This window comes from Thiocapsa sp. (assembly GCF_018399035.1).
GTDB lineage: Bacteria > Pseudomonadota > Gammaproteobacteria > Chromatiales > Chromatiaceae > Thiocapsa.
This window is the reverse complement of sequence record NZ_CP073760.1, coordinates 141,030-166,208: the sequence shown is the minus strand read 5'-3', so window position 1 is coordinate 166,208 and position 25,179 is coordinate 141,030. Positions and strand designations below refer to the sequence as shown.

Annotated in this window: 19 protein-coding genes, 1 tRNA gene and 1 pseudogene; 10 read left to right on the top strand and 11 right to left on the bottom strand. The window is 64.3% G+C overall.

Annotation, left to right across the window (positions count from 1 at the left end):
- Positions 1 to 172 precede the first annotated feature (172 nt).
- A tRNA-Ser gene (locus KFB96_RS00800) sits at positions 173 to 262 on the bottom strand.
- 210 nt (positions 263 to 472) lie between these two features.
- On the opposite strand from KFB96_RS00800, the gene KFB96_RS00795 reads away from it, so the two are divergent.
- Together KFB96_RS00795 and KFB96_RS00790 are read left to right on the top strand one after the other, a co-directional pair.
- Positions 473 to 1,141 (top strand): Bax inhibitor-1/YccA family protein, encoded by a 669-nt coding sequence (locus tag KFB96_RS00795; protein WP_213458512.1) that lies wholly within the window; start codon positions 473 to 475, stop codon positions 1,139 to 1,141.
- A 93-nt stretch (positions 1,142 to 1,234) separates the two neighbouring features.
- Positions 1,235 to 1,420: a hypothetical protein gene (locus KFB96_RS00790; protein WP_213458511.1), complete on the top strand. Its 186-nt coding sequence runs from the start codon at positions 1,235 to 1,237 to the stop codon at positions 1,418 to 1,420.
- Positions 1,421 to 1,792: 372 nt separating this feature from the next.
- Here KFB96_RS00790 and KFB96_RS00785 read toward each other — a convergent pair whose 3' ends face one another.
- Positions 1,793 to 2,161 (bottom strand): hypothetical protein, encoded by a 369-nt coding sequence (locus KFB96_RS00785; protein ID WP_213458510.1) that lies wholly within the window; start codon positions 2,159 to 2,161, stop codon positions 1,793 to 1,795.
- Between the two features lie 6 nt (positions 2,162 to 2,167).
- Positions 2,168 to 2,503: a hypothetical protein gene (locus KFB96_RS00780; RefSeq protein ID WP_213458509.1), complete on the bottom strand. Its 336-nt coding sequence runs from the start codon at positions 2,501 to 2,503 to the stop codon at positions 2,168 to 2,170.
- A gap of 228 nt (positions 2,504 to 2,731) precedes the next feature.
- Here KFB96_RS00780 and KFB96_RS00775 point away from each other — a divergent pair, with 228 nt between their 5' ends.
- Together KFB96_RS00775 and KFB96_RS00770 are read left to right on the top strand one after the other, a co-directional pair.
- On the top strand, positions 2,732 to 4,027 hold the full coding sequence (locus tag KFB96_RS00775) for a dicarboxylate/amino acid:cation symporter (RefSeq protein WP_213465743.1): 1,296 nt from the start codon (positions 2,732 to 2,734) through the stop codon (positions 4,025 to 4,027).
- Between the two features lie 182 nt (positions 4,028 to 4,209).
- Positions 4,210 to 7,752 (top strand): sulfite exporter TauE/SafE family protein, encoded by a 3,543-nt coding sequence (locus tag KFB96_RS00770; RefSeq protein WP_213458507.1) that lies wholly within the window; start codon positions 4,210 to 4,212, stop codon positions 7,750 to 7,752.
- A gap of 248 nt (positions 7,753 to 8,000) precedes the next feature.
- On the opposite strand, the gene KFB96_RS00765 is transcribed toward KFB96_RS00770, so the two are convergent.
- Both KFB96_RS00765 and KFB96_RS00760 read right to left on the bottom strand, forming a co-directional pair.
- Positions 8,001 to 9,551 (bottom strand): GTPase domain-containing protein, encoded by a 1,551-nt coding sequence (locus tag KFB96_RS00765; protein WP_213458506.1) that lies wholly within the window; start codon positions 9,549 to 9,551, stop codon positions 8,001 to 8,003.
- Entirely contained in the window at positions 9,548 to 10,780 is a 1,233-nt protein-coding gene (locus KFB96_RS00760) for a GTPase (RefSeq protein ID WP_366931505.1), read from the bottom strand. Before KFB96_RS00760 ends, KFB96_RS00765 begins: the two co-directional genes overlap by 4 nt.
- Positions 10,781 to 11,066: 286 nt before the next feature.
- Here KFB96_RS00760 and pbpG point away from each other — a divergent pair, with 286 nt between their 5' ends.
- From pbpG to KFB96_RS00745, 3 genes are all read left to right on the top strand, one after another.
- Positions 11,067 to 12,002 carry a D-alanyl-D-alanine endopeptidase gene (pbpG, locus tag KFB96_RS00755; RefSeq protein WP_213458505.1) on the top strand — a complete coding sequence of 312 codons (936 nt, stop codon included), beginning with the start codon at positions 11,067 to 11,069 and terminating at the stop codon, positions 12,000 to 12,002.
- A 21-nt stretch (positions 12,003 to 12,023) separates the two neighbouring features.
- A complete protein-coding gene (locus KFB96_RS00750) occupies positions 12,024 to 12,638 on the top strand; it encodes a hemolysin III family protein (protein WP_213458504.1) in 615 nt (204 codons plus the stop codon).
- A gap of 61 nt (positions 12,639 to 12,699) precedes the next feature.
- On the top strand, positions 12,700 to 15,882 hold the full coding sequence (locus KFB96_RS00745) for a DEAD/DEAH box helicase (protein ID WP_213458503.1): 3,183 nt from the start codon (positions 12,700 to 12,702) through the stop codon (positions 15,880 to 15,882).
- A 54-nt stretch (positions 15,883 to 15,936) separates the two neighbouring features.
- Here KFB96_RS00745 and KFB96_RS00740 read toward each other — a convergent pair whose 3' ends face one another.
- The 6 genes and pseudogenes from KFB96_RS00740 to KFB96_RS00715 all read right to left on the bottom strand — a co-directional run bounded on the left by KFB96_RS00740 (position 15,937) and on the right by KFB96_RS00715 (position 23,267).
- Positions 15,937 to 16,851, bottom strand: a complete 915-nt coding sequence (locus KFB96_RS00740; RefSeq protein ID WP_300971209.1) for a transporter — start codon at positions 16,849 to 16,851, stop codon at positions 15,937 to 15,939.
- Positions 16,852 to 17,058: 207 nt separating this feature from the next.
- Positions 17,059 to 17,457 (bottom strand): annotated as a pseudogene (locus tag KFB96_RS00735) (GTP 3',8-cyclase MoaA); the annotation flags it as partial.
- Positions 17,458 to 18,514: 1,057 nt separating this feature from the next.
- Positions 18,515 to 19,531 (bottom strand): ketol-acid reductoisomerase, encoded by a 1,017-nt coding sequence (gene ilvC, locus KFB96_RS00730; RefSeq protein ID WP_213459777.1) that lies wholly within the window; start codon positions 19,529 to 19,531, stop codon positions 18,515 to 18,517.
- Between the two features lie 225 nt (positions 19,532 to 19,756).
- Positions 19,757 to 20,248: an acetolactate synthase small subunit gene (gene ilvN / locus KFB96_RS00725; RefSeq protein ID WP_120798476.1), complete on the bottom strand. Its 492-nt coding sequence runs from the start codon at positions 20,246 to 20,248 to the stop codon at positions 19,757 to 19,759.
- A gap of 31 nt (positions 20,249 to 20,279) precedes the next feature.
- Positions 20,280 to 22,061 carry an acetolactate synthase 3 large subunit gene (locus tag KFB96_RS00720; RefSeq protein WP_300971767.1) on the bottom strand — a complete coding sequence of 594 codons (1,782 nt, stop codon included), beginning with the start codon at positions 22,059 to 22,061 and terminating at the stop codon, positions 20,280 to 20,282.
- 150 nt (positions 22,062 to 22,211) lie between these two features.
- The gene (locus KFB96_RS00715; protein ID WP_213458500.1) at positions 22,212 to 23,267 is read right to left on the bottom strand and encodes a PilZ domain-containing protein; all 1,056 of its coding nucleotides are present in this window, start codon (positions 23,265 to 23,267) and stop codon (positions 22,212 to 22,214) included.
- On the opposite strand from KFB96_RS00715, the gene KFB96_RS00710 reads away from it, so the two are divergent.
- The 3 genes from KFB96_RS00710 to KFB96_RS00700 all read left to right on the top strand — a co-directional run bounded on the left by KFB96_RS00710 (position 23,266) and on the right by KFB96_RS00700 (position 25,089).
- The gene (locus KFB96_RS00710) at positions 23,266 to 23,424 is read left to right on the top strand and encodes a hypothetical protein (protein ID WP_213458499.1); all 159 of its coding nucleotides are present in this window, start codon (positions 23,266 to 23,268) and stop codon (positions 23,422 to 23,424) included. The two genes, KFB96_RS00715 and KFB96_RS00710, sit on opposite strands and share 2 nt — an antisense overlap.
- 445 nt (positions 23,425 to 23,869) lie before the next feature.
- Positions 23,870 to 24,253: a transposase gene (locus KFB96_RS26220; RefSeq protein ID WP_300971208.1), complete on the top strand. Its 384-nt coding sequence runs from the start codon at positions 23,870 to 23,872 to the stop codon at positions 24,251 to 24,253.
- On the top strand, positions 24,166 to 25,089 hold the full coding sequence (locus KFB96_RS00700; protein ID WP_213458498.1) for an OmpA family protein: 924 nt from the start codon (positions 24,166 to 24,168) through the stop codon (positions 25,087 to 25,089). Before KFB96_RS26220 ends, KFB96_RS00700 begins: the two co-directional genes overlap by 88 nt.
- Positions 25,090 to 25,179: the final 90 nt, after the last annotated feature.

Below are 25,179 nucleotides of genomic sequence, written 5' to 3'. Positions count from 1 at the left end.
CCAGAATTGCTCGAATATTTCGAGGTTTTACGCCATGCCGCGCCGGGCATCGAACGGGAAACCGCCGCGCAGACACGGAGGAGAACGAAGGCGGTGCGATGGGGGTCCAAGATCGATAACGCCGACGCTGGTCGAAGAAGACCTTGAAAAATAGATAACCGCCTGAATAATATGGCGGAGAGGGTGGGATTCGAACCCACGGAGGGGATGAACCCTCAACGGTTTTCAAGACCGCCGCTTTCGACCGCTCAGCCACCTCTCCGAATATCGACCACCCGACGCAATCCCCTGGATTTGCCAGGGTATCGAGCTCCAAGTCGACGCGGAGGTTAGGATACCGCATGTCCACTGCGGACCCAAACGTCTTGACGCTTGCGCGAGCGACTCCATCAGGTATGCTTCAGGAACTCGGATCTTCCCGCCGAGTCTGACTCGGCAGCTTGAATCTTTCGAAACCGGAGTGACCACACCAATGGCCAACACTGATTTTTCCATCCCCCGCAGCACAGAGTCGGTCATCTCGGCCAACAAGGTGCTCAAGAACACCTATCTGCTGCTCGCCGCGACGCTGGGCTTCAGCGCCTTTACCGCGATGGTGTCGATCGCCCTCGCCGTGCCGAGCTGGATGTACCTGGTCTCGGTGATCGTTGCAATGCTGATGGGTATTTTCGTGCTTCCGCGCACGGCCAATTCATCGAAGGGCATCGGTGTCATCTTCCTGATCACCGGTCTGCTCGGGTTCGGCCTGGGCTCGATCTTGTCCATGTATCTCGCCCTCCCGAACGGCCCGCAGACCGTCGGCTTGGCGTTCGGCGGCACCGCGGCGATCTTCCTTGGACTGTCCGGCTACGCACTGACCAGCAAGCGTGACTTCAGCTTCATGGGCGGCTTCATCTTCGCCGGCATGATGGTCGTGATTCTGGCGATCGTGGCGAATCTGTTCCTCCAGATGCCGGCGCTCTCGCTGGCGATCTCCTCGGCCATCATCCTGCTGATGAGCGGCTTCATCCTGTTCGATACCAGCCGGATCGCACGGGGCGAAGAGACGAACTATATTATGGCGACCTACGGGATCTATCTCGCCATCTTCAACATCTTCATCAGCTTGCTCCAGATTCTCGGGATCATGGGCGACGACTGATTAGCCCCCTTTTAGGGCACAAACCCCGGCCGAGTGCCGGGGTTTTTGTTTGAGCCCTCGACACGACCCCGCTCGGGGCAAGGAGACGCTTCCATGGAGCTTGCACTGAAGATTGCCGCTGCAGCGGTGCTCGTCTTGATGCTGTTCTATCTCTGGCCGGCCTACAAGCACTGGCAGGAGAACGGACCGAAGGCTGAAAAGGGGGATTGGCAAGCGGCCATCCTGCCGCTCGGCGCGGTTGTCGCGCTTGTCGTGTTGCTGATCATAGCGGTGCGCTGAACCACCTCGACGGGCCTCGATCGTAAGCCGGGGGCCACGCCGGGATCGGTAGGGTAGACACGCGCAGCGCAGTCCACCAGCCAGCGCGGGCGTGGGGCTTGGTGGACTCCGCTCTCGCTCGTCCACCCTACCGGCCCGACCTGACTCGGCCACGTCACACCCTGTGGTGAGCGCTCCACGCCGAGAGGGTTATTGAGCGTTTGAGTTGTGAGGATGGGTTTCGCTGCGCTCTACCCATCCTACGTTTTGGTTGTTTGCCCCCGCGATCCTTCGATTGTCGAAATCATCTGAACCGCGTCCGCTCCGACGCCAGTTGGCGGACGCGGAGCCAACGGCACGCGACAAGCGTGCAGGTGTCAGCAGAGACGCGGTTCAGTCGGCATACATCGGCCGCTCCTCCGCCAGATTGAGCCACCCCTTGACCACGCGATAAAGCGTCCAAAAGTATACGACTCCCCAGATCAGGAAGCCGATCAGGAACACGAGGGTGACCAGACCGACGAGGCCCCACAACACCTGGAACCAAAAGGTTCGGATCTGCCAGACGAAATGGGATTCGAGCCAGGTGCCCCGCACATCGGCGAGGCGCAGATAGTTGACGACGACGCCGACGACGGATGTCACGCCGAAGATGAACGACAGGGCCTGCAGAAGATAGACGAAGCCGGTCGTGGTCTTGCGTGGATCGGTCGTTTCGGGACGAGCCGAAACGGTTTGATGATTGCGGGTCGGTTCATCCATCAATGCTCACCAAGGGCGGTATTCGAGTCCTGGAATGGCTTCGCGATCGAAGACCGACGGCAGCGCTCGAATGAGCTGATCCACCTCGTCGAAATCCATGTGCCGACCGTAGGATGCCTTGGCCGCATCGAGCGGCAGCTCGACCCAATAACGGATGGATCCCGGCTCACGAAGGATCTGCAGGGTGTTGTCGGCGTGATCGATGATCCCGAGATAGTCGTCCGCATGTTGCAGGCGAGGCAGCAGTTGCTCTCGAATCTCCCGGCTGCTCACCTCCAGCCCGCTCGAAGACGAGACCGACCCTCCCGAACGCTCGAATAAGTAGTAGACGCGATAGTGCATGGCTGACGATGTTCGCTCTCTGTGTGCTGTGACGGTCTGGTCTCGGCACGGCGTACGGCATAAGATGCGCCCGTATCCGCGGTTGTCCGAACCCCCCCTCGAGCACGCCGAGCCGGCTCGACCTTCGGCGAATATGCATCACCGAGTGCTTCCGCGCGGATGCGAGATCCGGCAATCACACGCGCGGCGATCCGTGCCGGACCAACTCAGAGCCATTCGGAGACGTCGATGTCGGTTCTCAAAATGAAGCTCCACTGGCAGATCCTGATCGCCCTTGTGCTGGCGATCGTCATCGGGCTGCTGATCGAGCGCGACACCGGACTCTTCGGGGTCACCCTGTACGGGATCTTCGCCTTTCTGGGCGAGCTTTTCCTCAACGCCCTGAAGATGTTGATTGTACCCCTGATCGTGTCTTCGATCATCGTCGGGGTCGCCGGAATCGGCAGCTCGAGCAATCTCGGGCGTCTCGGAGGCAAGACCATCGGCTACTACGCGATGACGAGCCTGCTCGCCATCATCGTGGGGTTGCTCGTCGTCAACATCATTCAGCCCGGTGTGGTGGAAGGCACCGCCGAGGAGGTATTCGGGCTAACCGCCAGCAAGAGCGATCTGGAGGCTCAGTTCGCCGACAAGGGCGCCACCGACATCATCGAGATCTTCCTGCGCATGGTGCCGACCAACGTCGTTGCGGCAGCGGCAGCGGGGCAGATGCTCGGACTGATCTTCTTCAGCCTGCTCTACGGCTTTTTCATCACCCGCCTGAACGGCAACTATGCGCAAACACAGCTCGACTTCTGGAGCGGCGTCTTCGAGGTGATGATGAAGATCACCGAGCTGGTGATGCGCTTCGCGCCCATCGGGGTCTTCGCACTGGTCGCCAAGACGGTCACGGACACCGGATTGGAGGCATTCGGACCACTCGCGCTTTTCTTCTTCAGCGTCGTGATCGCGCTGGGCATCCATTTTTTCGTGACCCTGCCGCTGCTGCTCATGTTCATCGGCGGGGTGAAGCCAAGCCGCCACTATCGCGCCATGGGTGCTGCGCTGCTCACGGCCTTCTCGACCGCATCCTCCTCGGCCACGCTCCCGCTCACGATGGAATGTGTCGAGAAGAACGCAGGGGTCTCCAACCGGACTTCGAGCTTCGTGCTGCCCTTGGGTGCGACCGTGAACATGGACGGAACCGCACTTTATGAATGCGTCGCCGTCATGTTCATCGCTCAGGCATACGGGATCGAGCTGGGATTCTCGACCCAGATCCTGATCGTGATCCTCGCGCTTCTGACCTCGATCGGCGTGGCCGGCATCCCGGCCGCAAGCCTTGTGGCCATCGCCATCATCCTGAGTGCCGTCGGCCTGCCGTTGGAAGGGATCGGGCTGATCCTGGCGGTCGATCGACTCCTCGACATGATGCGCACCTCGGTCAACGTCTTCAGCGACTCCTGCGGTGCCGTCATCATCGCCAAGAGCGAAGGGGAAACCGGCATTCTCGAGAACGATGTGCCAACGCCGGCCAGGGCCTAGTCGCCCCCGCGGCCCCGAGCCGCGACGACGCGTGCGGCCCGGGGTCGAGCACTCGATCGGTTTCCTTATCGGGGCCAATGGAACTAGGATAGGGCACCGGGGCCGAGCCGGTTCACCGACGCGGCGACCGCTTGCGCGCGCCCCGATCATGCCGGCCCCTTCGACCCAGCATCGCGAGCCCCGTGTCTGACCTTACCCCATCCGCCAGCGCCGAGACCACCGCGAAGCTCTTCCGCGGGCGCGTCCTTAAACCCGCCGAAGGCGTCTTCCTGTTCCATCCCAGGGCCATGGAGCGCCTGATCACGGACCATTTGGCGGCCGAGGCCCGTGACATCTCGATACCCGAGCTCGCCTATTACCTGATGCCCTCCACGGCCTTTCTGACAGGCCTGGAACTGGAAAATCCAGAGGCACTGGCGGTCATCGAGGGGCTCAACCTGCCCGACTATGTCATCCTCCTGCCCATCCCGCCCGAACAGCGACTCGACCGGATCGGCTTCACGCGACTGCTGCGCGACTACTGGGCACGGCGTTTCGAGGCGGAGGTCGCGCGCGCTTGGCAGATGGCCCGCGACGACAATCGCGACGGGGATCCGTTCGGCCCGGTCGGTCTGGCCCGCCGGATCGGCCCGCTGGCCTTGTCCGAGGTGCGCGACATCATGGCGCGCGACGGGGTCGTCCCTGCGGGTATCGGCGACGCCTTCATTTGCCGCAGCTTCGTCGCCCTGATTGCCCGATTGCGCTATTTTTCGCCGGGCGCCCGCGGTTTCTTCTTTCCGACGATCCGCGACTGGCACGCGCTCGATCTGTGGCTCCTCGAGAGCGGGCTCGACCTCCCCGGATCGTTGCAGGGGGGACGGCTGCCGCGCTTGCTGGAGCATACCCGCCCGGATCACCGCTGCGGCGTGCCCGAGTATCTGCCGCTGCTCCCGTCCGGCCTGCCCTACGGGGAGTCGGATCCGGATTTCGCGCGCGCGATCGTAGCCCAGGAAAGCCACGAAGCGCCGCTCTTCCCGGATGAGCCGGCAACGCCGAACGCCTCCGGCGCGACGCTCGCGTCCCCCGTCGACAAGATCGAGGTACGCTGTCTCGCGGTCCTGCACGACGCCTCTCAATCGGTGGGTCGGGACTGGCGGACGACGCTCCGAGACATCGTCATCACACCGCTCGGCCCACTTCTGGACGGACTGCTGACCATCCCGACGCTGCTGAGCCGTCGACGATCGACCGCAGGACCCCGCGGGATCCTGCTGGATCTGCATCTGGCCTTGTTCGCCGATGCCGTGCGCAAGGCACAGCGCGCCGAGCTCGATCATCATTATGCCGCCGCACTCGTCAACCTGTCCTTGGCCCGGCGACGCTTCATCGCCATGGGCGGCCCCAGCCCGAATGCGCGCGACGCCGTCCGCGTGATCCTCGCCCAACGTGCCGCTGCCGCCGAGAGCGCCTTGGCGGATCTCATCGCCGCCAACTCGACGCTGAGCCCGGGCACGGCACGCGAGCTGGCTGCTTTGACCGCGCTCTTGGGCGAGGAAGTGATGCGCTCCGGCTCGGCAAGCTCGGCTTACTCGATCCTTCTCAACCTGGAGCGCGCCCTGCTGGAGAGCCGCACGACCTACTACCGCCTGCGCCCCTTCCAATGGGCAGCGAGCGGCGGCAAGGTACGGCTTCGACAGATCCTGCCCTTTCAGGCCCAGCTCAAGGCGCTGCGTGCGCTCGAGGCCGCATCGCTCCGGCTCGAGCAGATCGAGTGGCCTAGCCGCGAAGTCGAGCGGTTCTCGGTCCCCTTGAAGCGACTCTCCGATCAGCTTGCCACGCGACTCGCCGGCCAGCTCAGACCCCACCTCCGCGTTTCTCTCGAGGAGGCCGGCTTCAACCCGAGCAACCATCGCGAGAAGGTCGCGGCGCACAAGATGCGCGAGGAGCTGCTCGACGTCATCCAGCACCGGCGGCATCTGAAGTTCACCGACGTGCGCGATATCGTCGCACGCAACATCCTGCGCCTGCCCGACCCGACCTTGGAGGAGATTCGCCACGGCGACCGCTTGGCGCATTTCGATCGGATCGCCGCCAAAAGCCTGCCCGGCGTCTATAAGCCGGGCGAATTCTATGTCAAGGGATTGCAGCAGCTCGGCGCACCTCTGTTCGGCACCCCGCGAGGACGGTTGATCCTGCGTCATCTCATCCTGCCGACCGGCCTCGCCTTCCTGGGACTCAAGACGCTCGACATCCTGGCCGGCCTGATCACGCACGATGGGAGCTCCGTCCATTTGGCGCCCCTCTGGCTCGTGCTGCTGCTCGCCCTGCTGATCAATGCGTTCGCCTACACCCGCGTCGGGCGTGCGATCGCCAAGACGATCTGGCGCGTCCTCTCTTGGACAGTCCGTCTGCTGCTGTTCGACGGGGTGCGCAGGCTACTGCGCTGGACGCCCGTCGCGAGGCTCCTGTCGACGAGCATCATCCGCGGACTGGATCGTAACCTCGTCCAGCCGCTGTTCATCGGCCTGCTGGTCGTGCTCCCGTTCGTTGGAATTGGTCTGCTGATCGAGGAGGTGGAGATCGATTACGGTCTATCCCTGCTGATCCCGGCCTTTGCGATCGGCACGCTCGCGCGCAACACGCCGGCGGGTCGACGCTTGCTCGACAATCTCGCGAGCACGGCATGGCAGATGCTTCGTCGACTGAACCAGACCCTGGTGATCGGATTGGTTCGAGAGCTGCTCCATTTCTTCAAGGAGGTGACGCGCCGCTTCGAGCAGGGGCTGCACCGGATCGAGGAATTGCTGAGCCATCAGCTCGGAGAGTCGCGGCTCGCGCTCGCCATCAAGTCGCTGTTTGCGCCGGTCTGGAAATTCACGGAGGCGTTCATCCAATTTTACGTGACCGTGCTGGTGGAGCCGCAGGTCAATCCGATCAAGCATTTCCCTCTGGTCACCATCGCGCACAAGCTGATGTTGCCCTTCCTGCCTGCACTCACCGGGCTGCTGGTTGCACTCACGGAGCCCTTTCTGCCGAAGCTGATCGCCTACCCCTTCGTGACCGTCACCATCCTCTTGTTGCCGGGACTCGCCGGTTTTCTGGTTTGGGAGCTGAAGGAGAATCGACGGATCTATGCGGCCAACCACGGGGGCGCGCACCCAGTCGGATACGATACAGGTCGGATCGAGGCGGTGCGCCGATCCGATCTGGAGAGCACACCGATCGAGCCGGCCATCATCGGCAGCCACGGCGAGACCATGCGCGGGATGCTCCGCCGGGGCTTTCACAGCGGAACACTGCCGAAGGCGTTTGACCGACTCAGGCGCGTGCTGCGCGATGAGATCCGCGACGAGGTCCCCTACCCCCATCGCCTTCGAGACGCACAGCGTCGCCTCGCCGAGGTGAATCGTGCCCTCTGTGTCTTCTGCGATCGCGAGCTGGGCTATGCCTTGCGCCGCCGCTGTGCCGAGCCGAACTGCGGCCTGGTCCGTGTCGAGACCGGACGGCCGCGTCTGTCGAGCAACGCCTTCGACCTGACCTTGGAGCTCTACGCCGCAAACACCGCGAATGATCGGCCGATCGAGCTGCGGCTCTATGTCTATCTGGAGGAGCCCGACATCTTCCTGAAGGTCGAGATCAGCGGCCCGCGGGAGGAGCTCGGCGAGCCCTGTTGGAGTCTGGTTCGCTCCGATCTTGCAGTGTTCAGCGGTCGTGCGGGGGTCAAGCAGGCGCCGTCGGCGGTTTAGGGGTTCGGGGTTCGGGGTTCGGGGTTCGGGGTTCGGGGATTTCCGGAAAAGGATCTACCGGCATCCGGCATCCGCCCCATCCTTTCGTGCGTCCTACCGTCAGGCCGTAGGTTGTACCGAGCCGTGCGAGGCATAACCAACCGCCGACGGAAGTTGTGCTTCCTACCGTCAGCACAACCTACGGTTTCGGGTCGTCCGAAACGTTTCGGTTTGCAACGGGAAGATGCCAACCGTATCCCGCGAAACACCTATCGTCGGTTGCGCCCGCCCGTGCCTCGATTGGGCAGCTCGAGCAGGAAGCGCCCGGCGTTGGCCAGTTGTCTGCGCACCAGCGACCAGTTTTCCTCGCGTTTGCGCGCGTCTTGACAGCGCAGCAGACGCGAGCGTTGGGCGGCGTCGAGCCGATCGAGGATGGCTGCCCACAGGACGTCGTCGACGTTGTAGACCCTCCCGCCGGCGAGACAGACCGGGATGACGCTCGCGATGGGGATCGCGAGATCCGTCGCGACCACCTCCACGGCGGCAAGGATGCTCTCCGCCTTCAGACTTTTCGGCTCGGCCAGGTCATAGGGCGGCAGCCACTCGCGCACCGGGCGCAGACGGTCGATATGACTGAGTGCCACGAGCACCGGCGGCGGACGGCGGGTCAGCCACTCGGCGAAGGCGGCTCGCAAGCTGTCCAGGGTCTCGCGGTCGGCGTGACGGTCGGGACGATCGGCGGCACTGACCCAGAGGATCATATCGGCGTCGCCCGCTGCCGTGCGCAAGGTCTGCTCGTCCATCGCGTCGGATCCCGGCGTGTCGTAGATCAGCGCGAGATCGAGACCTTCGTGCACCAGACGATAGGGTGTGAGCATCTTCGTCGTGTCGGGAAGCAGATCGGTCGCCACGCGCAGTTGGCCGAACAGGGCGTTGATCAGACTGGACTTGCCGGCGTTCGAGCGACCCAAAACGAGGATCCGCAAGGGCTCGCCGCCCGGCTCGTCGGACGCGTCGGACGCACGGAGATCACGCTCGGATGTCGTGGTGGGGCGGGCCTCGGGAGCATCATCCGAGAGCAGGAGCCGCCCGCTGTAGAGCTCGATCGCATAGGCGCCGACCTTACGCACGTACTCCCTCAGGATCCAGCCATAGAGCTCGTCCTGCGCCAGTGCGTAGCCGCGACCGCGCAGCTGCGACAATGCCTCGGTCAAAAACGCGTGGGCCGGATTCACGACCCACTGTCCGGCGCGATACAGCCCCAGCAAGCGATCCGCAAAGGGCTTCCAGCGATAGGCGCGCATCAGCGAGCCGACGGTGAGCCGGTGGCTGAAGGGGATATGGTCAGTGATGGTCTCGCGCAGATCGCGGCTCGCCCGCTCGACGATCAGGAGCGTGTGCGGCACCGTCAGCTCCAACAAGGGCTCGCCCACATCCGGATGAAAATGCCGCGCGACACGCTCGAGCGTCTGCTGGCCCAAGACCCCGAGCCGGTCGCCCTCGCCGATCGGCCAGTCCTCGGGTTTGGTCTGCGCGGCCAGGTCCTCGACCAGCGCCCAGGCGACGTCGGCCGCCGGTGGCCAATCGGGGTCCGGTTCGGTCTCCGCAGCGAGGAGCAACCGGCGCTCATGCCGATGCAGCCAAGCCTGCAGGCCATACCCGGCCGCACTGAAGAGGACGAGCGCGACCAGCCAGTAGCGCATCGCCTCGATCTGCCACAGCCAGAGCAGACCCAGCGGCAAGAGCGCCGCAACGGGAACCGCCCACAGCAGAAGTGCGAGAAGGCGCAGGCGATCGATGCGGCTGAGGAGTTTCTTCATGGCCGATCCGACTTCACCAGGTCTTTGAGCAAGGTAGCGCCGCGGTCGAATCCTTCGGCGAAGGTGCGGCGCAACCCCTCGGCATCCGCGGGCAGCCCCCGGCGGCGGCGATTGAAGTGAAACCCGGCGGCCTTGCCGAGCGCGTAGGTCGTCGCACCGCTGGCGGTCGCGCCCCAGACGGCGCCGGCCGTTTGGCCCCACACCGGGATCAGCTTGACCACAGCCCGGCCGGCGCTGCGCGCGGCATAGGCCACACCAATGCCGGTTCCGAGCAGACCCAGAAACTCGAGGATGGCGCGACGATCCCAATCCTGGCCGTAGAGCGCGGCGAGACTTTGCAGCATCTTTGCCTGGATCGCCGGCACGCCGACCAGATCCACCAAGGGAAGCGCACCGACACCGGCCGCGGCAATCGCATAGCCGACGATGTGCGGATGGGCGGATCGGGCATAGGCGTCGCGCACCCCGGCATCGCTGCGCAGCAGGGCTTGAAGACGCAGCGACGAGACCCCGTCGATCGCCTGCCACAAGGCATCCAGGCCGTAGTCCGGCGGGTCGAATCCGTCCTCCGGGAGGGTGAGATCGATCGGGACCCAGCGCACCGGGATCTCGCCCGGCAGCGCGCCGAAGCGATCGCGTTGCGCCCGCAGTGCGCGGACGAGGTCGAGCGGGACGGCGTCCGGCCAGTCGGCGTCCTCGAAGGGATAGGGCATGGGATGCTCGCCGTCCGGCGGATAGGCATCGTGCAGTCCGGTCTGTGCAATCACCAAGGGCCATTCCGGGTGGCGTCCGCGCACTTGGCGCAGCACCTCCAAGACATCGTCCTGGCGGATGTCGGTCGCCTTCATCACGGCCAACAGGAGGTGCGCCTGCGACTCGCAGTAGTGGATGTCGGCGCTCGCGTCATAGGCGACCTCCCCGAGTCCGCGGGTATCGAGGAAGCGCACTAGGGGTGCCTCCGCCGGAAAGTCGTAGAGGCGCGTGGTCGCCGTACAGGGCTGGAAACCGTTGCCGATCTCGGCGAGGCCGCTCCCGGTCAGCGCCCGAATGATGGAGGTCTTTCCGGACTGGGTTTTGCCGATCAGCCAGACCACCGGAAGGGGGTGACGCGCACGGGCCTCGCGCAAAGCCGCACCGAGGCTGGCGTCGTCGACCCGCGGCTCGAGCAGCGCCTCGCGCAAGCCGCGCCAGCGATCCGACCACTGTGTCCAGGGATTTCGCATAAGCATCTTGATCCCGACTCTCCGATGAAACCGCAGCACCCGCGAGCCCGAGCTGCCGACAGCCCGATCCGAGCCGGTCCCTTTCGACCCCGGACGATGGCCCGATCCTGTGCAATAATTCCCGCCGACGCCGGACCTCCAGCCACCCGTAGCCCGACGTCGACTCAATCGAACCGCGTCCGCCACTGCTGCTGCCTCGGACTTATGCCAGGGGCGATGCCCCGGCGGGAACGGCGCATGTCATGGCTGACAGGGTTCACACACCACTCATTATCGCCGAGATGTCCCTCTGATGCCCCCATCGCCGTTGTCGCCGATCAACCCACTCAACACGCTCTATCTGCCGCCCCGGCAGGGTCACGCGTTCAAAGACATCGGCCGGATACTTTTGTCGGCGCTGATGCTTGCCGGCCTGATCCTCTGCAGCGATGCCTTCGCCGCGAGTCAGCAACAGGGCTCCGGCACCTCCGGTCCGAAGATCAATTCCGCGAGCGCCCTGATCGTGGACGAGCAGGGCAACCGGATCTACGGCAAGAACACCCGCGAGGTGAAACCCATCGCCTCCGTCACAAAGCTGATGACGGCGATGGTGGTTTTGGACTCCGGCGTCTCTCTGGATGCGCCCATCACCATCAACGAGGCCGATCGCGACACCCTGCGCCACAGCCGTTCGCGCCTGCGCATCGGCCAGGCGACCTTATCGCGCCGCGAGATGCTGATGGTCGCGCTCATGTCCTCGGACAACCGTGCGGCTGCCGCCCTGGCGCGCACCTCGCCGGGCGGGACCCCGCAATTCGTCGCGGCCATGAACCGCAAGGCCCAAGCACTCGGGATGCACGACACCTCCTTTGCCGACAGCAGCGGGCTGGACAACCGCAACCGCTCCACGGCCGAGGACCTGGTCAAGATGGTCCGCGCGTCCGCCCGGTACCCCTTGATCCGCGAGACCACCTCGCGCGGCGAGATGACGGTGCACCCCTTCGCCGACAAGAGCACCTTGGCGTATCGCAACACCAATCCGTTGGTGCGCAACCCGGAATGGCATGTCGAGGTGAGCAAGACCGGGTTCATCAACGAGTCCGGCCATTGCCTGGTGATGCAAACCCGGATCAACGGGCGTCGACTCTATGTCGTCTTCCTGGATGCGGTCGGCAAGCTCACGCCCGTGGGCGACTCGAACCGACTGCGCCACTGGCTCGCCGACGGACAACGCATCGCCGGGAATTGATCGCGCGAGGAATCGCATTCGATGTACGCAGGCGAACGCTTCAACAGCATCTCCCACCTGGTCGGCGCGGTCCTCGCGCTGATCGGCGTGGCCGTGCTCGTGACCTTCGCCGGGATGCAGGGCGGTGCGCTGCGCATCGTCAGCTTCAGCGTCTACGGGGCCACGCTCTTTCTGCTCTACCTCTTCTCGACCCTGTATCACAGCCTACGGGGCCGAGCAAAACAGGTCTTCAAGGTCCTCGACCATGTGGCCATCTACCTGCTCATCGCCGGCACCTACACCCCGTTCAGCTTGCTGGTGCTGAAGGGGCAGACGGGCTGGTGGATGTTCGGCGCCATCTGGACCCTCGCCGGCATCGGCGTCCTGATCGACAGCATCCCGCATGGGAAACGGCGAATCCTGCCGATGATCATCTATCTCACCATGGGGTGGCTGATCGTCTTCGCCCTCGAGCCTTTGGTGGCAAGCCTACCCCCGGCAGGTTTTTGGGGACTCGTTGCCGGCGGTCTCTTCTACACCTTCGGCGTCGTCTTCTACGCACTCGACAGCCGTTTCTCCTGGTCGCACGGCGTCTGGCACCTCTTCGTGCTCGCGGGCAGCATCAGTCACTATCTGACGATCCTGATCTTTCTCTGACTCCCGCCTCAAACGCGGTTTAACATGAGCGACCGACCAAGAACCGGGAATCTCCGTCTCCATGCACGCCGGCCCAGACCAGACCAACGACCTCGATCCCTTCACCCTCGATCACGATCAGCTCCACGCCCTGGCCACCGCCGATCGGGTGCGTGACGGCTTGCGCCATTACAGAGACAACCGCGTCGCGGAGTTGCAGCTGGACGGTGTCTACCTGCGTGCCGACGTCGAAGACGAGGAACGTGAAGAGATCGTCGCGCTCGAGCTGAGTTACGACGGCGACGGCAATCTGGTCTGTCTGTGCGACTGCGGCACGCCCTCGAACCAACCCTGCGTCCATGCGCTGGCCGCACTCTTTGCCCGCTCGGCACGCGGTGCAGCCGAGGGCGAGCTGCTCGGCGCGGTGGAAGGCGCGATCGACGAGCGCATCAAGCGCGGACGCACCGAGGTCCGGGTCGAGAATCTCTCGGGCGATCCGGCCTTCGGTGCCTGGAGCGCGCACTCGCTCGTCTCCTCCACCCATGTCCCGGTCAGCTACCGGGTGCATATTCGCTCGCTGGAGCAGCGCGCCAACTATTGCACCTGCCCGGATTTCGCGACCAACCAACTGGGGACCTGCAAACACATCGAGGCGGTGCTGCACCGCATCGCCAAAGGCCGCGACGCCAAGCGTCTGCAGGCGCTCGGACCGCCCTCGCCCTTCGTGTATCTCGACTGGGAGGGCGACCCCGCGCCCCAGATCCGTCTCCATCGGGCGATGCAACGTCCGGACAACCCGTCCGATCCCGAGCTGATCGCGCTGCTGGATACGCATTTCGACGACGCGGGCGCCTACCGTCGGCGTCTGCCCGAAGACTTTCTGCGCCTGGCCGATGCCTTGGCCGGGCGGGCGGACATCGATCTGGGTGAAGACGCACTCGGCTTCGCTCGCCGCCTCGCCGAGCAGGCCGCCCAGCGGCAGCGTGCACGCGACATCGGCGAGGCGATTCGCGCCTCGGGCGGGCGCCTGCCGGGCGTGACCGCGCGGCTCTATCCCTACCAGGTCGAGGGCGTGGCCTTTCTGGCCGCCAACGGGCGCGCGCTGCTGGCCGACGACATGGGTCTCGGCAAGACGCTCCAAGCCATCGCGGCGGCCGCCTGGCTGCATCGCCATGCCGAGGTCGAGCGGATCCTGGTGATCTGTCCGGCATCGCTCAAACAGCAGTGGGCACGCGAGATCCGCAAATTCACCGGTCGGGAGGCGCGGGTGATCCAGGGACCGGTCGCCACGCGGGCGGCCCAGTACCGAGGCAGCAGCGGCTTCCTGATCGTCAACTACGAGCTGATCCTGCGCGACGGCAGTGTCATCGCGGAGACCCTTCGGCCGGACCTGGTGATCCTCGACGAGGCGCAACGCATCAAGAACTGGCGCACCAAGATCGCCGCGGCGGTCAAGCGCATCCCCTCGCGCTACGCCTTCGTGCTGAGCGGCACGCCGCTGGAGAACCGGCTCGAAGACCTCTACAGCCTGATGCAGGTGGTCGACCAGAAGGTGCTCGGCCCGCTCTGGCGCTATCTGGTGGACTTCCACGTCACGGACGAGCGCGGCAAGGTGCTCGGCTACCGCAACCTCTCCGAGCTGCGGCGTCGGCTCGCGCCCGTCATGCTGCGCCGCGACCGCCAACTGGTGCGCGACCAGCTCCCGGATCGCATCGAGAGCCGTCTGGACATCCCGCTCGACGCCTGCCAGCAAGAGCTGCACGACGCCGGTATCCGGGCCGCGGGCATCCTGGCGCAGATCGCCAAACGTCGTCCCCTGACACCGGGCGAGTCGAACCGGCTCATGGCCCATCTGCAGCAAGCACGCATGGCCTGCGACGCCGCCGGTCTGGTCGACAAGGAGACCGTGGGATCGCCCAAGCTCGACGAGCTGGTGAACCTGCTCGACGAGCTCTGTCTGCAATCCGGACTCAAGGCCGTGGTCTTCTCCCAATGGGAGCAGATGACCCGAATGGTGGAGGAGCGCGTGCGCGCGCTGGGACTCGGCTGCATCCGCCTGCACGGCGGTGTGCCGACGGCCAAACGCGGCGATCTGATCGATCGCTTCAACGAGGACGACGCCTGTCAGGTCTTCATCTCGACCGATGCAGGCGGGGTCGGACTCAATCTGCAGACGGCATCGGTCCTGGTCAATCTGGACATCCCCTGGAACCCGGCGGTGCTGGATCAACGGATCGCCCGGGTGCACCGTCTCGGGCAGACCCGCAAGGTCCAGATCATCCTGCTGGTCGCCGCCGAGTCCTACGAGTGCCGCGTCCTCGAGCTGGTCCAGGGCAAGCGCAACCTCTTCGACAACGTGGTCGATCAAGACGCCACGGAAGATGTCGTCGGGGTCTCGCGCAAGCTGGTGGAGGTGCTTGCGGAGGATCTCGCCGGATTGCCCGGTGTACCCAAGACGGCCAACGAGGCGCCGGGCGAGCAGGTCGAGGAAGCAACTTCGGAAGAGCCGGCATCCGAACAGCCAGACGCCGACCTGACGGCGAGCTCGGACATCGACTCGAGCGCCGGGGAGCCGACGCCGAGCGACGACGCGCAGACCGACGGCACACCGGTGGAGCGAGCAGAGCCCATCCCGCTCGCCGATGCGACGCGAGATGCGGAGATGGAGGAGTCGATCCGCCATGCCATCGAGGCCGTCCAGAACGCATTCGGCACCCGGATCGAGCGGATCCTCGGCTCCGGCGGCGGACTGCTGGTGGTCCTGGATCGCGTGGATGCCGAGGCCGACCGGCTCGCCGCCGCAATCTCCGATCGAATCCCGGTCGCCCTGATCGACCCGCGGACACTGAGCGGACTGCGGCGGCTCGGGGACGCCTCTCCGATCGCGCGGGCCCGTCCGCTCGTCGAGCCAACGGAAGAGCAGCGCAGCCCCCAAGAGCCACGGCTCTTGTCCCGGGCGCGGGAGAAGCTCCGCGGCGCCGAGGTCCTGATCCAACAGGCCTGCCCCGCCCCGGCCATGGACCTGCTGCTCGGCGCCTTACTCGCCTGCGCTGCCGTGCGCGCCGAGCAAGAGACCCCGCCGACACCCCGACACGCCGGGATCTGGCTCTACAGCGAGGCCCTGCCGAAAGGCATCCTGACCCAAGACGAAGCGGGTCTGCTCATGCGCGCGCTCGCCCTGTCGCAAGGCGCGGAGACGGTTCCGGACGCGCTGCTCCGAGACCTGGCCGCCGATGTCGCCCGCTTCGTCGCTGAAACGGGCTAACCCGATCAGCGAGGCCAGCGGATGACCACCGTCGAATTGTTCGTTCGACGAGCCTCAATGAAAATGATGCACGAACCTCAGGTTGAACCTGGAGCCCTCGGGGCGATTCTCCGCCTCCGTCTCCCAATAGGCGTTCACGAAGAGATGATCGTGCTTGGAGAAGTGGTAGACGAGTCCGGGCCCGATGCCGATGACCTGCTCCTCGCTGTCGCGCACGCCTCTGCCGTCGATCTTGCTCTCGGTGAACTGCTTGAGAAAATAGCCGTTGATGCCGATGCGCAGACGATTCGGGAGCACCTCGTAGGCACTCGCGAAGTTGGCATGGATGGCCTGACCGGCTTGGGTATCGTTGGCGCCGAGCGGTTTGTAGGGGTCGTTGTTCTCCGCGTTCCAGAGATAGTGCAGACGCCATGAGGCCGTCCATTTCGGCGCCAGGAAGGCCGTCGCGGCCCAATAGGGGTTGAAGGAGAAATAATTGCTGCCGACGTTCAGCGCATCGTTGGCGTCGTAGGATCCGGTCGGAAAGATCAACTGGAACTCGACCCGCTGCACGAACTTGGGTCCGTTGGGGCCCATGATGGGATCCCACTGAAGATAGGGCCCGATCAGGAGATCGCCCAGATTGCCGCCGTTCGCCGAGAGCGCGAAGTTGTCCTTGGGATCCAGATCGAAGCCGGCGTAGGGCAACATCAGATTCAGGCCCCACTTGCCGCCGAGCAGCAGAGGCTGATCCGATTGATAGAGGAGCTGGGTCAGACCGATGTTCGCCTCGACCTCGGCCTTCTCGGGTCCGCGCGCGGTCGGCAGCAGCAGGTCGCCGCCGTTTGCGTCCTTGAGGCGCCCCTTGCGATAGAACTGCACGTACTGCTGGGCGTACCAGCCCGGCCCCGCCGGCGGCGCACCGTCCAGAAAACTGGTAAACCCGAGATTCACGGCGGGCAGGTCATACGCCTGTGTCAGCGACGCCATCCCGAGCCCAACCGCTCCCACCAACAGTCTTGCACCCTTCTTCGTCATCGTCGCGCCCCTGATTGTTTTCGAGTTTGAACACAAGGCGCGACCCACATCGCGCCGGAAAAACGCGTGAAGGATAAGGGAATGCGCGGGGGGTTACAAAGCGGTGACAGCGCGAACCGATCGGTCAAGGCATACTTTTCGCCGAGACTCCTCCGCGCTTCATCCGCCTGTCATCGACATGAATCGAATCACCTTCTCCGGGCGTTCGTTGAACTCATGGCGCTCGGGTTTCAGGGCGATGGCCTGTTTCAGATGCTCGATCAGTTCATCATCCCCGATCCCGTCGCGCAACAGCGGTCGCAGCGCGTAGCTGCTCTCCTGACCGAGACAGAGATACAGGGTGCCGTCGACCGTGAGGCGTACCCGGTTGCAGGTTTCGCAGAAGTGCTGCGAGATCGGGGTGATGAAGCCGATCCGGGTTTCGGTTGCGCCGAGGCGGAAGTAGCGCGCCGGGCCGCCGCCGGGAAGGATGTCCGGGATCAGCGTGAATCGCTGCTCCAGGCGACGACGCACCGTCTGGAGATCGAGCTCGATCACCGCCTGCTTGGCGCTGCGGCCCGGCCGATAGCCGTAGCTGCAGTCCAGGAAGTCCTGTTCGTGGATCGCGCTCGACAACGTCGCGCAGGCCAGCTGCACGAGCTTGTCTTCCAGTGCCGGAATGCCCAGCGGTCGCTGTTGTCCGTTCTCTTTGGGGATCAACACGCGCCGGACCAGCTTGGCCCGGTAGCGTTTCGCCTTCACGCGCTCGGCCAGATCGGTGATGTTTGCTTCCAGGTTGCGTGCGTAGGTCTCTGCCGTCAGCCCGTCGACACCACTGGCTGCGTCCTTGTTCAAGTCGTGCCAGCAGTACATCAACAGCTCGACATTCACTTCTCTGTAGAGATTGCGAAAGCGATGGTGCTTGCTTTCTCTCGCTCGATTGGCTATTCCCCGCAGTGAGGTTGGCACGTGGTGACCCGGTCCTGCTCGTCCGGCACGTGTTTCCTGTGCGGGCTGCGTACTCCCGTCGGGTCCTTCGCCGTGTCATGGGCTTTCCCCATCGCAGACGACTATGCCCGATAAGACACCCCGTCGGCTTGCGGCGTTCTCCCGCCTGCCTGTGCGCTCCGTGTTCCACGCCTCCACCCGAGCGCACGCCGTTGCAGGGCTCTTCACCCGTTCGTGTCCCAGCTCAGTCGGTTTCATCGCTTCACCTCGTCACAGGAGCCTGCGGGGCTTCCCGAGTTCTCCGGCGCCTCTCTTCCTGCATGCCACGGCCTGTCGACTCCGGCGGACATCCACACACTCGCCCTCACGCGTGCTTCATCTCGGCTTCCGGGTTCAGTACCCCGTCGCCATCCGCGGGTTTGCGATCTCGAAGCTGTACCAGCACTTCAGGGAGCGCGATCTCCCCTGCGGCCTACAGGATTCTCTGTGTACGCTTGCCCTGTCTCTTGTTCGCGACTTGCGCCGCTCCGCAACAGGACCAACACTCGATACGGGTGGGTGGCTAGCCCTTACCCGACCGGGACTTTCACCCGGCAAGAGACGCCGAGCTTTGCTCGGCGCTAAATGAATTCGCACCTACACGCCGGTAGTGCCTTTCCCGGACATCCACTAACCACGATACAGTCGATCAGTTGCGGGACTTATCGACCAGCTTCTTCTCGCGAATCCAGGGCATCATGTCGCGCAGACGCTCGCCGACCTCTTCGATCTGATGCTCTTCGCCGAGTCGACGCATCGCCTTCATGGACGCCGCGCCGGCCTGGTTCTCGAGGATGAATTCCTTGGCGAACTGACCGTTTTGGATCTCGCCCAGGATGCGCTTCATCTCGGCCTTGGTCTCGTCGGTAATGATGCGCGGACCGCGGGTCAGGTCACCGTATTCGGCCGTGTTGGAGATCGAGTAACGCATATTGGCGATGCCGCCCTCGTAAATGAGGTCGACGATCAGCTTGACCTCATGGAGACACTCGAAGTAGGCCATCTCGGGCGCATAACCGGCCTCGACCAGGGTCTCGAAACCCGCCTTGATCAGCGAGGTCAACCCGCCGCAGAGCACCACCTGCTCACCGAAGAGGTCCGTCTCGCACTCCTCGCGGAAGTTGGTCTCGATGATGCCGGCGCGCCCGCCGCCGTTGGCCGAAGCATAAGCCAACGCGATGTCGCGGGCCTGACCGGTCGCGTCCTGATGGACCGCGATTAGGCTGGGCACGCCGCCGCCCTGGGTGTAAGTCGAGCGCACCAGATGGCCCGGCCCCTTGGGCGCGATCATGATGACGTCGAGATCTTCGCGCGGCGTGATCTGGCCGAAGTGCACGTTGAAGCCGTGGGCGAAGGCGAGCGCCGCACCCTGCTTGATGTTGGCCGCGATCTGCTCGCGATAGAGCGCGGCCTGGTGCTCGTCCGGGGCCAGCATCATGACCACATCCGCACCCTTCACGGCCTCTTCGATCGAGCGGACCTCGAGCCCTGCGTTGGCCGCCTTGGCGGCCGAGGCTGAACCGGGCCGCAAGCCGACCACGACCGACACACCGGATTCCTTCAGATTGTTGGCATGGGCATGACCCTGCGAACCGTAACCGATGATCGCGACCTGCTTGGCCTGGATGAGGGAGAGGTCGGCGTCTTTGTCGTAATACACGTTGATGGTCATTGAGGTGAATCCTTTAGCTGGAGATGTATGAGGCGGATCGGGAGGCGAGAAGCCTTCAAGCACTCACTCAGGCCCAACCCGGGACTGTGAACCGCAACCGCGCAAGCCGCTCAATCCAAGACCTTTATTGATGACTTAAACCGCGTCCGACGCAGAGGCAACGGACAGGCGTCATCCCGAGCAAACAGGAAAACGACTCTTGCAGCACGAAGACGCGGTTTAAATGGTGAGGCCCTTGTCGCCGCGCGAGATCCCTGTGGGACCCGAACGGACGACCTCGACGATCAGTCCTTCCGGAACCGCGTCGATGAAGGCGTCCAGTTTTTTGGACGCCCCGGTCAACTCGATCACATAGCTGGTATCGGTCACATCGATGATCTTGGCGCGGAAGATCTCGGTCAGGCGCTTGAGCTCCTCGCGGTCCTGCCGCTCGGCGCGCACCTTGATCATCATCATCTCGCGCTCGATGTGCGGACCCTCGGAGAGGTCGAGCAGTTTCACCGTGTCGATCAGCTTGTTCAGCTGCTTCTTGATCTGCTCGACCACGTCGTCGTTGCCGGTGGTGACCAGGGTCATCCTCGAGAGGGTCGGGTCATCCGTCGGTGCGACGGTCAGGGATTCGATGTTGTAGCCACGGGCCGAGAAGAGCCCGGCGACGCGCGAAAGTGCGCCCGCCTCGTTCTCCAGCAGCACGGCAATGATATGTCTCATGTCTTAAGATCTCTTTCGCTCGGGACGCGGTCTAAGCCAGCTCGCGATCCGACAGACTCGGCGCCAGGTGCATCTCGTGGTGGCCCTTTCCGGCGGCGATCATCGGGTAGACGTTTTCGGTCGGATCCACGATGACGTCCATGAACACGAGACGATTCCTCATCGCGAACGCCTCGGTCATCGCGGCCTCCAGATCGGCCGGCTGGTCGACACGCATGCCGACATGCCCGAAGCTCTCGGCGAGCTTCACGAAGTCCGGCAGGGCATCGACATAGGAGTTCGAGTAGCGGCTCTCGTAGAAGAACTCCTGCCACTGACGCACCATGCCCATGTAGCCGTTGTTGAGCAGGATCACCTTCACGGGCAGCCCGTATTGAAGGCAGGTGGCCAGCTCCTGGATGCACATCAGGATACTGGCCTCGCCTGAGATACAGGCGACCTGCGCATCCGGAAACGCCAATTGCACGCCCATCGCCGCCGGGAGGCCGAAGCCCATGGTCCCCAGACCGCCCGAGTTGATCCAGCGACGCGGCTTGTCGAACGGATAGAACTGGGCGGCGAACATCTGGTGCTGACCCACGTCCGAGGTCAGATAGAGATCGCCGCCGGTCACCTTGTAGAGCGTTTCGACCGCGAACTGCGGCTTGATGGCCGTGCTGTTGCGGTCGTAGCGCATGCAGTCCACCGCGCGCCACTCAGCGACTTTGGCCCACCAATCGGCGACAGGCTGCTCCTCGGAACTCGGGGCCAGCTCGCGGTAGAGCTTGATCATATCGGAGAGCACGTTCGCCACCTGCCCCACGATCGGAACATGGACCTTGACGTTCTTGGAGATCGAGGAGGGATCCACGTCGACATGGATGATCTTCGCATGCGGGCAGAAGTGCTCGATCTTGCCGGTGACCCGATCGTCGAAGCGCGCGCCGATGGCGATCAAGACGTCGGTCTCGTGCATCGCCATGTTGGCCTCGTAGGTGCCGTGCATCCCGAGCATACCGATGAACTGAGGGTCCGTCATCGGATAGGCCCCGAGCCCCATCAGCGTGCTGGTGACGGGAAAACCGGTCGAACGAACGAGATCCGTCAACTGCGCCGATGCCTCGCCGAGCACCACGCCGCCGCCGGTGTAGAAGACCGGCCGCTTGGCTTGGAGGATCAGATCCACGGCCTTGCGAATCTGCCCCGGATGCCCTTTGAGCACCGGGTTGTACGAACGCATCTTCACATCGCGCGGATAGTCGTAGGGGATCTTGATGTTCGGATCCGTCACGTCCTTCGGGATGTCGACCACCACGGGTCCGGGCCGACCGCTCGTCGCGATAAAGAAGGCCTTGCGGATGGTCACCGCGAGGTCGCGCACGTCCTTGACCAGGAAGTTGTGCTTCACGCAGGGCCGGGTGATGCCGACCGTGTCGACCTCTTGGAAGGCGTCGCTGCCGATCACCGGGGTGGGCACCTGACCGGTCAGGATCACCATCGGGATGGAGTCCATGTAGGCCGTCGCGATCCCGGTGACCGCGTTGGTCGCACCGGGGCCGGATGTCACCAGACAGACGCCGCACTTGCCGGTCGCACGCGCATAGCCGTCCGCGGCGTGCGAGGCACCCTGCTCGTGACGCACCAGGATATGTTTGACGGACTCCTGCCGAAACAGGGCGTCGTAGATGTGCAGCACGGCGCCGCCGGGATAGCCGAAAACGAACTCGACGCCCTCGTCGGCGAGCGCCTGAATGACGATCTCGGCGCCGCTCAGCTCGACACCACTCCGCTCCGGCCGCCCCGGTTCGGTCCCATCGAGTTGCGCTTCAGACAGTGCCACCTCGGTGACCTCCGATCAGTCCCAAAAGGGTTCAAAAGCGGTCGAAGTTACCGCGATCGGCGCAGCCGGTCAAGCGAGGCTCGGATTCGATCCGCCGATACCGCCGCGACCGGGCCGCCGGGCCGCCGGGCCGACGACGGCGATTCAACGGCAACGCGTCGGGCGTAACCGGCTCATTCTGGCTGCAGGGAGACCGTAGGCGCAGTCATGAACATCTTGGAGAAATCCCAGCTCCTCCCAGGCATCCTTCGGCCAGCCTCCCGGCTCGACCCGACTACCCAGGGTCAGATCCTGGAACACGAGGTCGAACGCCTCCGGGTCTCCCCACACGAAGCGTAGACTTCTCAAGGCATCGGGAGAGCGCGACTCCAAGACCGAAGCGTCGCCGTGATCATCGAGCGCGAGGTCTTCCGTCGGCCGGGCGACATGCATCGCGCGCAGCCAATCCGGGGCACCCGCGAAACCGGACTCGGGGTCTTTCCACACCGGCGGAAGCTGCTCGATCAAGAGATCGACGAATGCCTTGATCGCCGCTGTCGGATGCTCGAATCCGAGCTCGAGACCGAACAGCTCCGATTGGGCAAATCCATCCACTTTGACCCGCTCGACCGCGCGCACCCGTGCCCGCAACATCAGGCCGGGTAAACCGTCCGCCCCGCGAATGGAGAGACGGATGCTCTGGCCAGCCTCGTAAGCCTCGAAGACGGTGATGCTCAGACGCCCGGCCGCGATCTGCTCCAACATCTCGCGCATCGCTGCGGCATCCTCGACCACAACCTCGAGCTCGCGCACCAGCGCGCCTGCGTCCCGGACAGTCGAGTCGTCCGCCGCATCGAGCATCTTCAGAAGCTTTTCCAACCGGGCTTGGCTTCGCGGCGAGAGGCTCGCGAACCGCACCGCGACCTGGTGATGGCCGGACCCCAGCCGCTGCGCCCGCACGACCTCCGCGTCGATCGCAACCTTTTCGTGTCCGCGCCAGGGAAACATCAGACGGAGCGTACCGGTCAAGGAGGTGAGCGGCACGTCGGCGACGAACTGCGCGCCGCCCCAGGAAATGTCCTGGTTCATCGCGGTGATCGGCTCGGTGAGTTTCGGCAGGATGACCTGAATCGGGATGCGCACGGCAATGCGGCGCTGGGTCCGCCGGTTCGCAACCGACGCCGTCCTGCTTGGATTGGAATCCTCTGATGGCTTTGTCATGTCACGCTTGAATCGAACCCAACCCGAGATGCATGCGGATCGCGACGGTGTCGGAGTCGCCGTCGCCAAAGAAGACGCCACCGAGAAGGGGCGACGCATCCGTGCGGCGCGCTCGACATCGGCTTGCCCGACGCTTCCCGACGTGATCGCCCGGTAGTTGTCGCCCAGTATAGACCGGGCGCTCCGAGATCGGGCCCCGAGCCACGTCGAGACCCCGCATCGACGCCCGTCCGGAGCTGTCCGGCGGCTTCCGACCGAGCCTTTAGTGCTGTCAGTAAATCACTGTAAGGTAAAAGCTGCATTCGGTTGCGGAGATTGCGTTTACCCCGGTGCCGGGCCCGGCATCGACGATCGATCAGTAACTTGCATGCGCGGGGTCGGGCGGTGGTCGAAAAGTCACCCGGCCTCGCGGGGCGTGCAAAGAGGCGGTCGCCAAGGGATCATATCGTTGTCGAGACGATCCTTTGCAGGAGGACCCCATGGCGACCATTGAACCGAGCTTGTTTGACTGGCGGGATGTGGACGCGCGCAGCGACTTGGATCGCTTCTAGTTGGCGCGGGATCATCTCCCGGATGCGCGGTTGCCGCAAGACCTGGAGGTCATGCGCGGGTCGGGCCGCGACGACCATCCGGTGGCGGCGATGTGGAACGCGCTGATCGCCGGGGTGGTCTTTCAGCACCCCTCGGTGGAAGCGCTGCTGCGCGAACTGGCGCACAACCCCGCGTTGCTGCAGGCGTGCGGCTTTGCGGTCTTACCGATCCAGCGCAAACCCGTCACCTCGGCGAAGATATGCGCGTCGGCCAAGTCTTTTGTTATCCTTCGCGGGTCAAGGGCCGACGCGCCCCAAGCCGCACTCGATGCCGCGTTGCGCACCGACTCACCTCCCGAGGAGCCAGCATGTCCGATAGAACCCCATCAAGGCGATCGGCATGGGTGCGCGCATCGATCGTTCTCGGTGTCGCAGTTTTTGCCGGTCTCCTGCTGAACGTCGGCCGAGATACGGACACCCCGGCAATCCCCGTGGTTTCCGAAGAGTCCGACGAGACAGCCGACAGCCCCGTCACGAGCGCGATCGACGTGGTTTCCGTGGAGACCGCCGAAACCGCCGACAGCCCCGTCACGAGCGCGATCGACGTGGTTTCCGTGGAGACCGACGAAACCGCCGACAGCCCCGTCACGAGCGCGATCGAGACGCCTCCCGACGCGATCGACCGACAGGCGGATCGAGCGGCGATGGACGCCGTGCTGATCGAAATGCAGAACAAGATCCGGCAGCTCGAAGACGACGTCGCGACCCTACAGGAACATCGCAAGCGGATCGACGATATCCTGATCCGGCAGGTGGATCGCAGCACAGAGGAGCCTGTGGCAGCGACGACGCCTCGCGAACCCATCGAAGCGGCTCCGGCGGTCGATCGCGCCGGGTTGGACGAGGCACTCGCGCACCTCGGTGCCCGCGCGACCGAGCAGGGTTATCTGATCACGCTCGGTGAACCCGAGCTTTCCTTCCAGGTTGACGGGGCCGACTTCGCCACCGAGCCACCGAGCGTCCTCGAGGAGATCGCCAAGGTCCTCATGCGCTACGCGCACATGCTCGCGCGGATCGAGGGACACTCCGACAGCAAGGGAAACACGCAGCGCAACCAACAGCTGACACAAGAGCGAGCGCAATCGGTGCGAGAGGCTTTATCGGACAAGGGCATCGATCCCGACCGCATTCAGGCCGCGGGATTCGGCGGAATCCGCCCCGTCACCGACAATCGAACAATCGCTGCGCGGGAGCGCAACCGGCGGATCGAGATCTATCTGATCGAGCCATGAAGGTGGCTCGCCACATCGAGGCTGACCTACCGTCGGCGATCGGTATTCTCTCGGCGGGTTGTTTTACTTGTTTTTGAACGGTTCCTAAAC

What these genes read in the sequence shown, in the direction of transcription:
- KFB96_RS00795 (WP_213458512.1), top strand. Translation starts at nt 473, where the DNA reads ATGGCCAACACTGATTTTTCCATCCCCCGCAGCACAGAGTCGGTCATC.
- KFB96_RS00790 (WP_213458511.1), top strand. Translation starts at nt 1,235, where the DNA reads ATGGAGCTTGCACTGAAGATTGCCGCTGCAGCGGTGCTCGTCTTGATG.
- KFB96_RS00785 (WP_213458510.1), bottom strand. Translation starts at nt 2,161, where the DNA reads ATGGATGAACCGACCCGCAATCATCAAACCGTTTCGGCTCGTCCCGAA.
- KFB96_RS00780 (WP_213458509.1), bottom strand. Translation starts at nt 2,503, where the DNA reads ATGCACTATCGCGTCTACTACTTATTCGAGCGTTCGGGAGGGTCGGTC.
- KFB96_RS00775 (WP_213465743.1), top strand. Translation starts at nt 2,732, where the DNA reads ATGTCGGTTCTCAAAATGAAGCTCCACTGGCAGATCCTGATCGCCCTT.
- KFB96_RS00765 (WP_213458506.1), bottom strand. Translation starts at nt 9,551, where the DNA reads ATGAAGAAACTCCTCAGCCGCATCGATCGCCTGCGCCTTCTCGCACTT.
- KFB96_RS00760 (WP_366931505.1), bottom strand. Translation starts at nt 10,780, where the DNA reads ATGCTTATGCGAAATCCCTGGACACAGTGGTCGGATCGCTGGCGCGGC.
- pbpG (WP_213458505.1), top strand. Translation starts at nt 11,067, where the DNA reads ATGCCCCCATCGCCGTTGTCGCCGATCAACCCACTCAACACGCTCTAT.
- KFB96_RS00750 (WP_213458504.1), top strand. Translation starts at nt 12,024, where the DNA reads ATGTACGCAGGCGAACGCTTCAACAGCATCTCCCACCTGGTCGGCGCG.
- KFB96_RS00745 (WP_213458503.1), top strand. Translation starts at nt 12,700, where the DNA reads ATGCACGCCGGCCCAGACCAGACCAACGACCTCGATCCCTTCACCCTC.
- KFB96_RS00740 (WP_300971209.1), bottom strand. Translation starts at nt 16,851, where the DNA reads ATGGCGTCGCTGACACAGGCGTATGACCTGCCCGCCGTGAATCTCGGG.
- ilvN (WP_120798476.1), bottom strand. Translation starts at nt 20,248, where the DNA reads ATGAGACATATCATTGCCGTGCTGCTGGAGAACGAGGCGGGCGCACTT.
- KFB96_RS00710 (WP_213458499.1), top strand. Translation starts at nt 23,266, where the DNA reads ATGTCACGCTTGAATCGAACCCAACCCGAGATGCATGCGGATCGCGAC.
- KFB96_RS00715 (WP_213458500.1), bottom strand. Translation starts at nt 23,267, where the DNA reads ATGACAAAGCCATCAGAGGATTCCAATCCAAGCAGGACGGCGTCGGTT.
- KFB96_RS26220 (WP_300971208.1), top strand. Translation starts at nt 23,870, where the DNA reads ATGCGCGGGTCGGGCCGCGACGACCATCCGGTGGCGGCGATGTGGAAC.
- KFB96_RS00700 (WP_213458498.1), top strand. Translation starts at nt 24,166, where the DNA reads ATGTCCGATAGAACCCCATCAAGGCGATCGGCATGGGTGCGCGCATCG.